Below are 14,357 nucleotides of genomic sequence, written 5' to 3'. Positions count from 1 at the left end.
ATGAAAATTCTTCTTTTGCTATTTTGCATATTTATCTACTCTTTATTTGGGGAAAGTTTACAAAAGATAAGAGTTCAACTGCAGTGGAAACATCAGTTTGAATTCGCAGGATTTTACGCCGCCAAGGAGAAAGGTTTTTATAAAGAGCTTGGATTTGATGTTGAGTTTTTAGAATATGAAAACAGTATAAGCATTACAGATACCGTTCTGGAGAATAACGCGGAGTTTGGATTAACCTATTCCTCCTTAATTTCAGAATATCTCAAGGGGAAACCTGTAGTTTTTATAGCGAACTATTTCAAGCAATCACCATTAGTGCTCATCGCCCAAAAAGAGATCCAAACGCCAGCGCAATTAAAGGGCAAAAAAGTAATGGGAATCTCCAATGACATAGATAGTGTCACCCTTAAACTAATGCTTGAAAAGTTTGGCATATCTCTAAAAGATATACAAAGCGTAAAAGCGAGTTTCAACATAAATGACTTTATTGACAAAAAAGTAGATGCAATGGCAATTTTCACTACCAATGAGATTTACGAACTTGATAAAAAAAACGTTTCATATAAACTTTTTAATCCATCCGTTTATGGGAGCGAGTATTATGATCTCAACCTTTTCACCTCAAAAAAATTCGCTTTACAAAATCCTGCCACGGTAAGAAAGTTCAAAGAAGCGACAAATCGAGGCTGGGCGTATGCACTTGAAAATCAAGACGAGATTATTGATATTATTTTAAAAAAATACAATACTCAAGCGAAAACTAAAGAGGCCCTAGCGTTTGAAGCTAAGCAGATAGAATCTCTCATGCTTTCACATTTAGAAGAAATCGGGAGTATAGACGTTGAGAGGCTTTATCATATTGCTGAGAACTTTATCGAATCTGGATATGTGAGTGATAAGTATCTTAACGTACTCAAAGAGATTGTTTTTCAGCCATACAAAACTGTATTTAGTCAAGAAGAAGAACAATTCTTAGATACCAAAGAGAATATTACAGTCTGTGTGCATCCGAATTGGGAACCTTATGAAAAACTTAGTTCGCTTAATGGATACACAGGAATGGTTGCTGAATTTTTGGACTTAATTTCAACCAAAATGGACAAAAAATTTAAAATAGTTCCTACAAGTTCATGGGAAGAGTCTCAAACATATTTTAAACAAGGGAAATGTGAGCTTATTCCTTTTCTTAACGAGACTTTTGAAAGGAAAAAGTACATGAACTTCACTCAATCACTTTTTGAAGAGTTTGATGTTTTTGTTACAAAACACGACATTCCTTATATTGATCACATATCTTTTTTAAATGGTAAAACAATAGGTCTTGTCAAAGGACACAGTAGGGAAGCCTATATCTCTAAGAACTACCCAAAAATAAAAATACGGCACTGTGAAAGTCACGAAGAGTGCTTTGCACTTTTATCAAACAAAGAGATAGATGCGACTATAGATGCTCTCTTTGGAAGCTCTTTTTTAATTAGAAAATTAAATCTAGTAGATGTAAAAATAGCTGGAAAAACAGAATTGATGAATCAATATAAAATGGGTGTAAAGAAAGACAATCCTATTTTACTCTCAATTCTATCAAAAAGCATCAACAATATATCATCAAAAGAGAAAGAAAAAATTCTTTCAAATTGGATGACAATTAAGTATGAACAAGGGTTTGACTATAATTTATTGTGGAAAATAATCGTAGGCGTTTTATTTATTCTTGTCTTGCTCTATCATAGACAATATGCGATTAAAAAAATCAATATAGATCTTCAAGCAAAAATGCAAAAGCAATTAAAAGAGATTACCGATAAAGATAAAATGATATTTCAACAAAGCAAATTAATCGCTATGGGCGAAATGATTCAAAATATTGCTCATCAATGGAGACAGCCTCTCTCTGAGATAAACGCAACCATTATGACTATCGACAACCTTATACATTATCATAAAATAAAAGATCAAAATCTTGAAAAAGAGCTTTTACATATAGAAGAGTTGACACTATATATGTCGAGCACAATCGACTATTTCAAAAACTTTTTTTTGCAAAATGACAAAATTGAAAAATTGGATATCAATGAAGCAATTGAGCATACCCTTAAAATCATACAAAAAGTGCTCGAGCACAATAAGATTGAACTTATAATCAATCTAGAAAAAGACATTTACATCAAAGGAAACAAAAGTGAACTGGCACAGGTTCTTCTCATTTTAATAAACAACAGTAAAGATGCTCTTATAGCAAAACAAATAAAAAATCCTTACATTCTCATAGAGATGAAGGGACTTGCAGATGAATATATTTTAGAGATTTCAGACAACGGAGGAGGTGTCAATGAAGATATTATTTGTCGTATTTTTGAACCATACTTTACAACTAAGCATAAAAGTCAAGGAACAGGACTTGGTCTTTACATAGCTAAAATGATTATAGAAACAAAACTTAATGGCAAACTCAATGCCCATAACACGGATAAGGGCTTGTCTTGCCACATACAATTCATAAAGGAAAAAAATGCATAATCAAGAACTATTAAATTATAAGGTTTTATATATAGAAGATGAAAAAGAGTTAAATGAGAAAATTTCTATGCATCTTAAAAGGTATTTCAAAGATGTGTATGCCGTATTTAATGCTTTAGATGGCTATGAAATTTATCTGGACAAAAAACCTCACATAATCTTTTTAGATATTAATCTTCCAAAAATGAGCGGTCTTGAATTTGTAAAAAAAATAAGAATGAACGATCACGAAACGAAGGTTGTTATGATGACTGCACGATCTGATTTTGAGGCAATCCTTGAAGCTACTGAATTAAAACTAACCAAATACTTAATCAAACCTATAAACAGAAAGGATTTGCAAGAGAGCATAGAGCTTCTCCTTTACGAGCTCACAAACTTTAAAATACTTAATGAGAAAAACATCTCGCTTGGTCATAATATTTTTTGGAACATCAACAACAAAGAACTTACAAAATTTGGCCAGATAATACCACTTACCCCAACTGAATCAAAAATTCTTGATTTTTTCTTCCAAAATAGAAAGAGAGTTTTAAGCTTTGATGACATTATCATCCATATATGGAACAACTTTGATGAAGATAAAAAGGAGTCATTGAAGACTATTATTAAAAGACTAAGAAAAAAACTTCCTGAAACACTAATACAAAACGAATATGGTGTAGGATATAAAGTATCGAGGTAGTGTTCAAGATTCCGTGTCAGCATCGAGTAATTCCTAAAATTATATCATAAATCTAAAGCGTCATCAAGCCGTCCCTCAAAGTGGATGGCTAACTGAGAGATTGTTAAGCTCCAGTTTCTAATTGGCATAGTCCATTTCTTCTGAGCGTTTTGAATCCCCATGTAAAGCAATTTTAATAAGCTTTCATCATTAGGAAACGCGCCTTTTGTCTTTGTGAGAGTCCTAAATTGGCGATGTACTGATTTACTGCTTATAATGCTTTATTATAGTTTGTTGAGGATTATCGCAAGAAATATCTAAGTTGCTTTATGTTTTAGCTTAAATTGTCTCTTTTTTTGACATTATTGTGACAATATGTTTATGTATTTTTTGGTAAAAAAGCGATTTTTTTATAAAAAGATTGAAGATTTTTTTGTTTGTGGTATAATTTGCATACGAGAGAAGCCGTTAAGCTTCCCTCTTTGTTTTAATTATTCTTGAGATATTTAACTATCTCACAAATAACTTCAAGGATTGAGAGATTAATCTTTGACTTGTAAATCAACACCTTTCACGGTTAAAGATTTACTAAAACTATATGCACAGTTCCAGCTGTTGCATATTGACTTATTTATTTTATTCATCTATAATAGTTCTTACAGAAAGTCTTCTGAGTGTAAAACCATCGGAGTTCGTTTCGGACGTCAAGCTAAAGATTTTTAAAAGGCATTAGCAAACACCCGTAGAATGTAGCAGTTTTTGGTCTGCTACTCTTTCACAAAAATAGTTTTCAACTCCAGTTTCTTATCCCTCAAAACTCTCAATTTAACAAGTTTGACTGTATTTTTATCATATCTTTTTTCAAATGCAAAATTAACCAGAGATGTACCAGTCTTTTCACATCTCACAATGCTCTTTTCAACTCTATCAAATTTTTGAATAATAATCGGTATCTCGCATATATAATCTATATCTTCGGGATGTCTCTTTTTTACATGTCTTACATCATGACTTTTAATAACACATGTATAGTTCTCTATATTTAAATGCAGGATTTGTAATAGTCTTTTAACTGTTTTTGGAGGAATCGGGAAACATAGCTCTTCATTGTATTGTGTATCAGCTATAGATAAATCAACATGTATACAAATCTTTTTTCTTAACTCTGTCATATTTCTCCGGTTCATATCAAAATCAAATTATATCTTATTTCAAAACTCTAATCCATCCACTTCAATTCTGCCGCTATGATCTGCTAGCTTTGCATATCTCAAAGTCATTTTTATATCTTTGTGATTCATGAGCTTTTGAATCGTAAAAATAGGTGTTCCATTTATTGCAAGGTGTGAAGCAAAGGTATGTCTTAGTGTGTGAAGCACCACCCTATTCTTTCTATCGCCTGAATCTAATTTTGTATTGAACAGCTTGTTTAAAATCTCTCTTAATGGCTTTTGAATAGTCGTTTCACTCACATCAAATAGCTTTTCAGTATGTTCAATCTCATCTGTATACTTTTTTAAGAGTTCAACTACATCATCCTTTAAAAAAGCTTTGTATGTAGTATTATTTTTAAAATCTTTAAGTGTTAAAATTTTATGTGTTATATCTATATCTTTTTTCCTTATATTCATAGTTGAGGCAAGTCTTGCACCTGTAGTTAATGATAATTTACAAAAAAGATGTAGTCTCTTATCCCCTTCAACGACTTTGTATAACTTTTTAATCTCTTCTACGGTTAAAAATCTTTCTCTATCGTTATCCACACTATCTTTTTTTATAAATATTGAAATATCATTTTTGAGTAGCTCTTCTCTACTAGCATTCTTTATTATGCTACCAAACAAAGAGAGTATATTGTTTACAGTTTTTGGAGCGAGTGGAGTCGCAATTTTTATCTTCTGAAACTCTTGAATATCTTTTTTAACTATAGTCTCAAGGTCAACATCTTCAAAATATGTTAATAAATGCTTATTTAAAATAGATAAATCTTTATTTTTACTACTTGATTCAGCCCGAGTGTCAAAATACTCTTGAGCTATATCTTTTAATAAAACTTTATCTTTTCGTCGGTGTTTAATATGAACTTCTTCACCAAGTCGCATTTTTGTTATAATGTCATTTCTTTTTATATTACAATATTGCTCTCTGATACCTTCTGTAAATTTACCGATTTTTACTTCAACATCTTTTTTATTAATATCTTTAAATCTGATATAATACGTTTTATCTGGCTTTTCATTGGTTGTGGATTCTATGTAATAGACCCCTGTGAATTTAGTAGAAATGCGTTTTATTTTCCCCACCTATTCCCCACCTATGTTATATAATATAGGAATTTTAGCGGAATATTGGAAAAATAGAAAGGTATCGAAAAGCACCTATTTATAGTTGTTTGGTGATGGTTATGTTTCTTTAAGGAATATAGAAAAAAGGCTTCAATGGGGCTCATAACCCGAAGGTCATAGGTTCAAATCCTATTTCCGCAACCAATTTTCTACTTTAAATGATGGGGATTCGCCAAGTGGTAAGGCCTCGGCTTTTGGTGCCGATATTCATAGGTTCGAATCCTATATCCCCATCCACCCTTTTTAACTAAACCCCCTATTTTTAGGTATGTCGCGGAATAGAGCAGTTCGGTAGCTCGTTGGGCTCATAACCCAAAGGTCATAGGTTCAAATCCTATTTCCGCAACCAAATTCATCACTTTTTATCAAAAAGCATTTCTATAATATCTTTAACATCCTGCGTAATCTTTTGAGGTTTTGCGTCAAATGTTATATATGCAAGTGTTATAACAAGCTCAAATATTTTTTTATCATCTTTAAAAATAGTTTGGCAAAGCTTAAATGATGCCCCTTTTATCTCTAAAAGCTCACTTATTACTTCAAGTTCATCACCTAACTTCGCAGAAGTTATATAGTTAGCCTCAATTTTTTTTGCTACAAAATGACCATTTTGTAAAACAGGGCTCAATCCATTTTTAAAAAACATCTCACTTCTAGCTCTTTCACAAAAGTTTAGATAATTAGAGTGATAAACAACCCCTCCAGTATCTGTATCCTCATAATAGACTCTCAATTTCATGTAAACCCTTTCTTTAGTGCTCTTTTAAAGCTATTTTTGATTATATTTTTTCGTATTGTACTCAATTTATAATTAGCCAAATATGGAATTCCAGCACATATAAGAATGTTAAAATAACTACATAATCTAAGCAATTAATTTACTATAAAGATAGTTGAGATATACATTGCACTATACATTTTTTTCTTTTTACATTTGAATTTTATGTCTCTAAAACAAGGAAAATATATGCAAGAAATTAAACAAACCTGTAAAATTATAAACAAACTTGATGATTTAGCACTCTTAGCTGATTACTCCCTGATGGACACACTAACTCCTGATCCAGATGCTAAAGCAAACGGTATAGACCATTTGCCAAGAGAAGTTTTTAGTGGGCATTATGTGCCAGTAATTCCTACTCCGCTTGAAGCTCCTCTTTACATTACACATAGCAAAAACTTCTTTGCTGAACTTGGATTTAGTGATGCTCTTGCTACATCAGAAGATTTTGTTCGGCTTTTTTCGGGTGACACATCGCAGTTACCAGAGCCGCTGCAAAAGATAGGTTGGGCAACAGGATACGCGCTTTCTATCTATGGTACAGAATACTACGAACAGTGTCCTTTTAAAACAGGAAATGGATATGGTGATGGTCGAGCTATATCTATCCTAGAGGCTGTCATAAATGGAAAAAGATGGGAAATGCAGCTCAAAGGTGGCGGCAAAACACCTTACTGTCGTGGAGCTGATGGTCGTGCAGTTCTACGCTCAAGTATTCGAGAGTTTTTGGCTCAAGAGCATATGAACGCACTTGGAGTTCCAACATCACGTTCTTTGAGTTTGTACGTATCAAAAACACAAAAGGTTAGACGGCCATGGTTTTTAAACGATTCTCACTCTAGAGATCCTGAAGTTATGATAGAAGAAGCCGTTGCTATTACAACACGGGTAGCACCCTCTTTTCTTCGGGTAGGTCAACTTGAACTTTTTGGTCGTCGTGCACGTAAAAATGAGCATCCAAAAGCGATGCAAGAGCTTGAGATGATAGTGTTACACCTTATAGAGCGCCAATATAGTGATGTTATAGATACAAATTTAACCATAGATAAGAAAGTGCTATTGTTGGCTCGTGAGTTTTGCAATCGTCTTACCTCACTTGTAGCAGATTGGATTCGTGTCGGTTACACTCAAGGGAATTTTAATAGTGACAACTGCGCAGCAGGTGGTTTTACACTCGATTACGGTCCATTTGGATTTATAGATATGTTTAGCCCAAAGTATCAACCATGGACGGGTGGCGGAGATCACTTCTCATTTCTAAATCAGCCTCAAGCTGCCCAGCGTAACTTTTATATGTTTTGCATCGCACTCAAACCATTGCTTAAATCACATGAGAGTGAGTTGCGAGAACTAAAGATGATAGAAGATGAATTCTCCAACGTTATGCAAGGTAAAATGGAGCAGATGTGGGCTTCTAAGCTAGGCCTACAAACTTTTAATGTAACTATATTTGATGAACTTATGAAGTTAATGATAGAAACTTCCCTCGATTACACTATTTTTTTTCGTGAACTCTCTAGCGTACCTGATGATATTTCTACACTTACTAAAAGCTTTTATGGTGATTATATAGATAATGAGTCGATTTTAGAGAGTTGGTCTGAGTGGCTACAAATGTGGAAATCACTTATCAATGTCACAACTGAAGAGTCTCGCCAGATGCTCTCTTATGATATGAAGCAAATAAATCCAAAATATACACTACGAGAGTGGTTCCTTGTTCCTGCCTATAAAGAAGCTCAAAGTGGAGATTTTACCCTCATAAAAGAGTTACAAGAGATTATGAGTGACCCATATGCTGAGCATTCTAGCGAGATAGAAGAAAAATACTATAGAAAAAAACCAACTAAATTCTTTGGCATTGCTGGTATATCTCATATTAGTTGCTCGTCATAATAAAGGAGTAATCATGAATAAAAACTTACAAACAACATTTGCTTACCATGAAGCCACAAAACACTCACAGCAGAGATATGCACGCTCTCTTGGATATATGGACTGGGCTACGCAACCTAACCCTTTTCGTGAGTACAGAGGAGCAGAAAACTTTATGCTTCCTTTAGCTTTTAAGCACGCAACACCTCCGTACCATCTTCTGAATACCGACTTGCCTACTGCACCACTTTTAAAAGAGTCACTCTCACAGCTTTTACAGTTTTCTATGGGTATAGCCGCTTGGAAAGTCTCTGGAGAGAGTGCGTGGGCAGTTCGCTGTAATGCTTCTAGCGGAAATTTACATCCTACTGAAGCTTACTTACTTTTACCACCAGAATCGCAGGAACAAAACGCTAAAACTACACTTTTTCACTATGCTCCAAAAAATCATGCTCTTGAAGCCTTAGCTAGTTTTGATACAAACTTTTGGGACACTCTTCCAAAAAATAGTTTTATCATAGGACTCTCTAGTATCGCTTGGAGAGAAGTGTGGAAATATGGAGAGAGAGCTTTTAGATATGTAAACTTGGATGCGGGTCACGCTTGGCAATCTTTGGTAGTTTCAGCAAAAACTTTAGGTTGGAAAATAACGCGCTTAGATGGTGTAAGTGATAAAGATATTAACAAACTGCTTGGACTCTCACAAGAGAGAAGATTTAGTGAGAGCGAACATGCAGATATGCTCTTGGTAGTTTCTAGTGAGTGTCTAAGCCCATCTTTATCCATTGAGGCTCTTTTACAAGATTTGCCTCTAACGTATGATGGAGTAGCAAATAAGCTCAGCCCAAGTATGTACAAGTGGGAAATCATCCCTGAGATAACGGAAGCGACTTCAGAGAAATCACTTCGACAAAAAGAGCAAAAACAAAAACCTCACTTGCCTCCTCCTACAAAAGAGTCAAAAACAGTAATACTGAGTCGTAGAAGTGTTCATGTGATGGATAAAGAGCAATCATCCATCTCAAAAGAGCAGTTTTTTTCTCTACTGCGTGGTGTTTGTAACTCTCTTGATGGCAAAGAAAATTCCGCTCACTTAGTTATTTTTGTACATAGAGTAGAGGAGTTAGATGAAGGCATTTATATACTTGTTAGAAACAAAAGAGATAAAGATGCTTTACAAAAAGCTATGCACCATGCATATCTGTGGAAAAGTACAGAATTAGACAATCTGTTTCTTTTAGAGAGTCGTGATGCAAGGATGCCAAGTCAAGCAATTAGCTGTTCACAAGCGATTGCTAGTGATGGGGCTTTCTCTCTTGGAATGTTATGTAATTTCAAAGAGCAACTCCAAACACATGGAGCGCATAGATACAAAGAACTCTACTGGGAGTGTGGGATGATAGGACAACAGCTCTATCTTGATGCAACTTCTATGGGTCTAAGCGGTACAGGAATCGGGTGCTTTTTGGACGACATGATGCACTCCTTGCTTGGACTTAAAGACAACAAGTTCCAGAGCCTTTATCATTTCACTATTGGTCGCGGTTATGTTGATAGTAGAATTCAAACTAAAGAAGCATATGCGGATGAGAGATAAGAGCCATTTCTAGTAGAAAAAAGAGTTAAATCTTACTCAAAATAGGATTAAATGCTTTGCTTGAGAGGAGTATCTTATCTCCGCTTGAGAGCTCTTTTATATCGTCGTATACAGCTGTTACTTTTATAATTTCATTGTTAGATAAGAGTTCTACTATGTATAAAATATCGCTTTTTTTGATACTCAAAACCTCGCCTACTATTTTAAACTTTCCGCTGATGTTTTGATTTGCAAAAACTTGGCTTGGTGAACCATCATCTGTTATCTCTCCATTTGAAATTTTAAAAACTCTGCTTGAGAGTTTAAAAATTTCGCCAATATCGTGACTGACAAGGATAGAAGTGATGCCAAATTTTTGATGAATTAAAAGAAGTTCATCCTGAAGTTTATGTCTCATTGCATTATCAAGAGCGGAGAGTGGCTCATCAAGAAGCAGTATTTTCGGCTCTCTCATAAGTGCTCTTGCAACTGCTACTCTCTGTTTTTGTCCACCGCTTAAGTGTTGTGGTTTCATATTTTTGAGATTTTGTATCTCCATGATTTTTAAGATATCATCAACTTTTTTAAACTCATTTTTATCTTTAAGAGCAAATTTTAGATTTTCCTCTACACTCATATTTGGAAAAAGTGCGTAGTCTTGAAAAACAAACCCTACATTTCGTCGTTGTGGAGGTATATTTATACCTCTCTTGCTATCAAACCAGACTTCATTATCAACTTTTATATAGCCACTCTCTGGGACTTCAAGTCCTGCAAGTATTCTTAAAAGTGTTGTTTTTCCGCTTCCGCTCTTACCAAAAAGAGTTAAAAATTCGCCATCTTCTATACTTCTATCTACTACTAGATTTATATCTCCATCTGCCGTATTTAAGGGCTTTATGATGTTTATCTCTATCATCTAATCTCACTTCTTATCATATTTTTATTTATTGCATAAACAAAAAGCAAAATAAAAAAAGTAATAATAAAAAGAGTAAGAGCATACTGGTTTGCAACGCCGTAATTTAGGGCTTCTACCTCATCATATATGGCGATACTTGCAACTTTCGTCTCTCCTGCTATGTTGCCTCCTATCATCAAAACCACTCCAAATTCACCGACAGTATGTGCAAATGTTATAACACTGGCACTAAGCAGAGATGGTTTTATATTTGGCAGAAGTACATACCAAAGGGTAGCCATTTTACTCTTGCCAAGAGTGTATGAAGCCTCGCTTAGAGAGCTTGAGAGTGAAGAAAAACCGCTCTGTATCGGATGCACCATAAAAGGCAGACTAAAGATTATAGATGCAACAACAAGCCCCTCAAAACTAAATACAAGCTTTACATCAAAAACTCTATCAAGCCAAGCGCCAAAAGCATTTTGAGGACTAAAAGCAAGAAGCAGATAAAAACCTAAAACAGACGGTGGAAGAACCAATGGCATTGAGACTAAAGCCTCTATAATTGGTTTAAATTTTGATTTTGTTTGTGAGAGATAGTAGGCAAGAGGTATCCCGATAAATAGCAAAATAAGCGTAGTAATACCAGCCAACTCAAAAGTCAGCTTCATTGTTTGAAAAAAACTCTCCTCCATATTGGCTCCTATTTAGCTCTTAAAATTGAGACTTCATTTGATTTTATAAACCATCTGCTATCATCTCCGACACCACAAGACAAATCTTTAAGCGCCTCTCTTGTAATGATAGAGGATATTTTAGAGCCATAAAACGAGAAAGTCACATTTGCCAAAATCTCGCCCTCTTCTATTTCAATAATTTTTGAGACAAAAGAGTTTCTTGCACTCACTTTAGACTCTATAGTTGCAACCATCACCTCACTCTCTTTAAAAAGAAGTTCTACTCTATCTGCAACTTTATAACTCTCATTGCTGCTTAGTATCAAAACACTAAAGAGAGCGTCTTTAGTATCAACGATTATATGTTCTATCTCACCGCTTTTTTTTATCTCTTTAATTACTCCGCCAACTCTGTTCATTTAACTCTGCCAAATCCAAACTCTTCAAAAATATCTTGAGACTCTTTAGTTAGTATAAACTCTGCAAACTTTTTTGCTAGTGGTTTATCTTTTGCATACTTTGTCAAAACAAATGATTGTTGCATCGGTGCATATCTCTTCTTATCTATAAGCATAAACTCATCACTCTCTCTTGAACTTTTTATAAGCGAGTATGCTACTAAACCTATCTCAGCCGCTCCAGAATCTACAAACTGAACACTTTGAGCTATGTTGTCACCTAAAACTAGTTTAGACTTTGTAGCCTCTTGCAGTGAGTGATTTTTAAGTATCTCCATAGCTGCAACCCCATACGGTGCTAAACGAGGATTTGCGATAGATATATGTTTTACGCTCTCATCACTTAAAGCATTTAACCCTTTTTTTATAAGCTCTTTATTTGTACTAAAGAGTGCAACGACACCCAGCGCATAAACTTCAGGCTTGGTTATGGCATTTTTATCTTCATATATCTTAGCTGGATATGAGCTATCAGCTGCCATAAAAATATCATACGCAAAACCATTGCTAAACTGTGCATAAGCCTTTCCTGTTGAGCTAAAGGTTATCACTATCTCATCATTAGGGTTTATTGCCTTAAACTTCTCTACTATTTTATTCATCGCAAGTTTTGTACTTGACGCTGCAAAAACATTTATACTATCTGCTAGAAGAGGAACACTTAAGCTTAAAACTACCGCTACTGTACTTATGATTTTTTTCATCTATTTCCCAACCATTACATCACTTGATTTTATTATGGCATTGACACTATCGCCTACTTTTATATCTAAAGCCTCAACAGCACTTTTTGTCACAACTGACGCTATATAATCCCCTCCGACATTTACCACTACTTCACAATTAATATCTGAGAGATGAATCTTCTCTACTATGCCACTAAGCTTATTCATTGCACTTAATTTTAGATTCAAATCAGTAGAGAGAAGAACAGAGTTTGATTTAAATATAACTATAACTTCATCGCCTAGATTTAACCCTAAATTTTCAACGGCACCTGCTGTAATGACACTAGTCATTATATATCCACTCTTTAGCTTCATATGCAGTGTCGCGTTTACGTTATCACTCTTTATCTCTACTACTGTTGCAACTATCTGATTTCTTGCACTTATCTGCATATTAAATCTCCTAAAAAATTTTAAACTCCCACTGTCAAAATCTGTAACGTGAGAAATAGTTTCCAGAAATTTTTGATGTTCTCTATATATAACCTCATACGTTTTTACTAAGTTTTTGCCATACTCAGTTAGTGTTGTTCCACCGCCACCTACTCCGCCCGTTGCTTTTTGAACAACTGGGCTTGGACAAAAGTTATTCATAGCATCAATCATATCCCAAGCACCTTTATAGCTAAGAGGAACCATCTTCGCAGCAGCGCTTAAACTTCCAACTTTATCAATTGCATCAAGAAGCGCTATTCTTTTTTGGAGCAAAAATGAGTTGTCACCATCCATCAAAATTAGTTCAGATAGAAATTTCATTATCTTTTTTTTCCTTATATACTATACTTTACAAGCTATAGAACTTTAGCGTTATATAGCTTAATATATATTGATAAGGAGTATTGTTTTGTGCTAATGAAGAGCGCAACATGCAGAATTTTTATCAAATTCTTTGCTCTCTGGCTGAATTACAAAGTGTGTAATTCCCTCATCACAAAGTCTCTCTCTAATGCGATTTGATATTTTATCTATCTCACTTAAAAGTAGGTCATCCTTCAAGACAATATGAGCAGAGCCATAGAACTCTACTGAACTTGGACGGTATAGATGAAGGTCATGAACAGATAAAACCTCATCAAAAGATAGCATAAGAGCCTCTATCTCCTTGATATCATCAACATTTGAATCCATAAGCGAGTAGAATGATTTTTTAAGCAGAGGAAGTGTCTCTCGCACTATATATATACTAAAGAGAACCGATAAAATAGAGTCAATTGCAACTATACCAAAGAAGTAGATAAGCACTCCGCCAACTGCAACGCTAAAAGAGATAACAGCATCTCCTAGCATATGAAGATATGCTGATTTTATATTTATATCTTCATGGTTGTGATGCTCATGGTGGCTCTCTTGCTCATGATGATGGTGATGATGCTCTATATTGCTTCTGCTTAGTAGCCATGTACTAAAACCGTTTATAAAAAGTGCTACAAGCGAGGCAACTATCACAACGGGAGCGTCTATTTGATTTGGCGTAAAGAGGCGTTCAATGGACTCAACTAAGATAAAAAGCATAGTGATTACTAAAAATATTGCATTTATAAAAGCTGCCATCATTTCGGCTTTTATATATCCAAATGTCATAAAATCGTTTGCTTTTTTTGCTCCATATATTATGGCGATAAGTGAGATAAACAGAGCCAAAACATCACCTAGGTTATGAAACGCATCCGCCAAAAGAGCCATTGAACCGCTATATATACCAGCAAATATCTCTGCGATTACAAGTGAAATATTTAAAAATATAACTTTTTTAAGTATCTTGCTTTTTCTATCGTGTGAACTCAACTTAATTACCTCTTTTTTGTACTCATTTTTTAGCTATTTATAGTACCATT

Annotated in this window: 13 protein-coding genes, 2 tRNA genes and 1 pseudogene; 6 read left to right on the top strand and 10 right to left on the bottom strand. The window is 34.5% G+C overall.

The window, feature by feature from the left end; translation table 11 throughout:
* Nucleotides 1-2,517 (top strand): ABC transporter substrate-binding protein, encoded by a 2,517-nt coding sequence (locus AC6H33_RS05270; protein ID WP_497605909.1) that lies wholly within the window; start codon nt 1-3, stop codon nt 2,515-2,517.
* Nucleotides 2,510-3,202 (top strand): response regulator transcription factor, encoded by a 693-nt coding sequence (locus AC6H33_RS05265; protein ID WP_497605908.1) that lies wholly within the window; start codon nt 2,510-2,512, stop codon nt 3,200-3,202. The genes AC6H33_RS05270 and AC6H33_RS05265 overlap by 8 nt, the downstream gene beginning before the upstream one ends.
* 44 nt (nt 3,203-3,246) lie before the next feature.
* On the opposite strand, the pseudogene AC6H33_RS05260 reads toward AC6H33_RS05265, so the two are convergent.
* The 3 genes and pseudogenes from AC6H33_RS05260 to AC6H33_RS05250 all read right to left on the bottom strand — a co-directional run.
* Nucleotides 3,247-3,447: pseudogene (locus tag AC6H33_RS05260) on the bottom strand (IS256 family transposase); the annotation flags it as partial.
* Nucleotides 3,448-3,948: 501 nt separating this feature from the next.
* Nucleotides 3,949-4,353, bottom strand: coding sequence for a PBECR3 domain-containing polyvalent protein (locus tag AC6H33_RS05255; protein ID WP_497605907.1), 405 nt, complete (start codon nt 4,351-4,353; stop codon nt 3,949-3,951).
* A 39-nt stretch (nt 4,354-4,392) separates the two neighbouring features.
* A complete protein-coding gene (locus AC6H33_RS05250) occupies nt 4,393-5,484 on the bottom strand; it encodes a tyrosine-type recombinase/integrase (protein ID WP_497605906.1) in 1,092 nt (363 codons plus the stop codon).
* A 204-nt stretch (nt 5,485-5,688) separates the two neighbouring features.
* On the opposite strand from AC6H33_RS05250, the gene AC6H33_RS05245 reads away from it, so the two are divergent.
* Together AC6H33_RS05245 and AC6H33_RS05240 are read left to right on the top strand one after the other, a co-directional pair.
* Nucleotides 5,689-5,763: transfer RNA gene (locus tag AC6H33_RS05245), tRNA-Gln, on the top strand.
* A gap of 35 nt (nt 5,764-5,798) precedes the next feature.
* Nucleotides 5,799-5,875, top strand: a tRNA-Met gene (locus AC6H33_RS05240).
* A 6-nt stretch (nt 5,876-5,881) separates the two neighbouring features.
* Here the strand turns inward: AC6H33_RS05240 and AC6H33_RS05235 are convergent.
* Nucleotides 5,882-6,265, bottom strand: coding sequence for a YbgC/FadM family acyl-CoA thioesterase (locus AC6H33_RS05235; RefSeq protein ID WP_497605905.1), 384 nt, complete (start codon nt 6,263-6,265; stop codon nt 5,882-5,884).
* Between the two features lie 228 nt (nt 6,266-6,493).
* Between AC6H33_RS05235 and AC6H33_RS05230 the strand changes: the two genes are divergently transcribed.
* Both AC6H33_RS05230 and AC6H33_RS05225 read left to right on the top strand, forming a co-directional pair.
* Entirely contained in the window at nt 6,494-8,203 is a 1,710-nt protein-coding gene (locus AC6H33_RS05230; protein ID WP_497605904.1) for a protein adenylyltransferase SelO, read from the top strand.
* A 13-nt stretch (nt 8,204-8,216) separates the two neighbouring features.
* Nucleotides 8,217-9,779, top strand: a complete 1,563-nt coding sequence (locus AC6H33_RS05225; RefSeq protein ID WP_497605903.1) for a SagB/ThcOx family dehydrogenase — start codon at nt 8,217-8,219, stop codon at nt 9,777-9,779.
* A gap of 25 nt (nt 9,780-9,804) precedes the next feature.
* Here the strand turns inward: AC6H33_RS05225 and AC6H33_RS05220 are convergent, their stop codons facing one another.
* From AC6H33_RS05220 to AC6H33_RS05195, 6 genes are all read right to left on the bottom strand, one after another.
* Complete coding sequence (locus tag AC6H33_RS05220; RefSeq protein ID WP_497605902.1) at nt 9,805-10,677, bottom strand: sulfate/molybdate ABC transporter ATP-binding protein; 873 nt, start codon at nt 10,675-10,677, stop codon at nt 9,805-9,807.
* Entirely contained in the window at nt 10,674-11,354 is a 681-nt protein-coding gene (gene modB, locus AC6H33_RS05215; RefSeq protein WP_497605901.1) for a molybdate ABC transporter permease subunit, read from the bottom strand. The genes AC6H33_RS05220 and modB overlap by 4 nt, the downstream gene beginning before the upstream one ends.
* Nucleotides 11,355-11,362: 8 nt before the next feature.
* Nucleotides 11,363-11,755, bottom strand: coding sequence for a hypothetical protein (locus tag AC6H33_RS05210; protein ID WP_497605900.1), 393 nt, complete (start codon nt 11,753-11,755; stop codon nt 11,363-11,365).
* Nucleotides 11,752-12,498 carry a molybdate ABC transporter substrate-binding protein gene (gene modA, locus AC6H33_RS05205; RefSeq protein ID WP_497605899.1) on the bottom strand — a complete coding sequence of 249 codons (747 nt, stop codon included), beginning with the start codon at nt 12,496-12,498 and terminating at the stop codon, nt 11,752-11,754. The genes AC6H33_RS05210 and modA overlap by 4 nt, the downstream gene beginning before the upstream one ends.
* Complete coding sequence (locus AC6H33_RS05200) at nt 12,499-13,278, bottom strand: TOBE domain-containing protein (protein ID WP_497605898.1); 780 nt, start codon at nt 13,276-13,278, stop codon at nt 12,499-12,501. It lies immediately after the preceding gene.
* Between the two features lie 93 nt (nt 13,279-13,371).
* On the bottom strand, nt 13,372-14,307 hold the full coding sequence (locus AC6H33_RS05195) for a cation diffusion facilitator family transporter (RefSeq protein WP_497605897.1): 936 nt from the start codon (nt 14,305-14,307) through the stop codon (nt 13,372-13,374).
* Between the last annotated feature and the right edge of the window lie 50 nt (nt 14,308-14,357).

Source organism: Sulfurimonas limnophila, assembly GCF_059705345.1.
Note: the sequence above shows the minus strand (reverse complement) of the source record. Positions and strands in the feature narration are given on the sequence as shown.

What these genes read in the sequence shown, in the direction of transcription:
- modA (WP_497605899.1), bottom strand. Translation starts at nt 12,498, where the DNA reads ATGAAAAAAATCATAAGTACAGTAGCGGTAGTTTTAAGCTTAAGTGTT.
- AC6H33_RS05210 (WP_497605900.1), bottom strand. Translation starts at nt 11,755, where the DNA reads ATGAACAGAGTTGGCGGAGTAATTAAAGAGATAAAAAAAAGCGGTGAG.
- AC6H33_RS05270 (WP_497605909.1), top strand. Translation starts at nt 1, where the DNA reads ATGAAAATTCTTCTTTTGCTATTTTGCATATTTATCTACTCTTTATTT.
- AC6H33_RS05265 (WP_497605908.1), top strand. Translation starts at nt 2,510, where the DNA reads ATGCATAATCAAGAACTATTAAATTATAAGGTTTTATATATAGAAGAT.
- AC6H33_RS05200 (WP_497605898.1), bottom strand. Translation starts at nt 13,278, where the DNA reads ATGAAATTTCTATCTGAACTAATTTTGATGGATGGTGACAACTCATTT.
- AC6H33_RS05225 (WP_497605903.1), top strand. Translation starts at nt 8,217, where the DNA reads ATGAATAAAAACTTACAAACAACATTTGCTTACCATGAAGCCACAAAA.
- modB (WP_497605901.1), bottom strand. Translation starts at nt 11,354, where the DNA reads ATGGAGGAGAGTTTTTTTCAAACAATGAAGCTGACTTTTGAGTTGGCT.
- AC6H33_RS05230 (WP_497605904.1), top strand. Translation starts at nt 6,494, where the DNA reads ATGCAAGAAATTAAACAAACCTGTAAAATTATAAACAAACTTGATGAT.
- AC6H33_RS05220 (WP_497605902.1), bottom strand. Translation starts at nt 10,677, where the DNA reads ATGATAGAGATAAACATCATAAAGCCCTTAAATACGGCAGATGGAGAT.
- AC6H33_RS05235 (WP_497605905.1), bottom strand. Translation starts at nt 6,265, where the DNA reads ATGAAATTGAGAGTCTATTATGAGGATACAGATACTGGAGGGGTTGTT.
- AC6H33_RS05255 (WP_497605907.1), bottom strand. Translation starts at nt 4,353, where the DNA reads ATGACAGAGTTAAGAAAAAAGATTTGTATACATGTTGATTTATCTATA.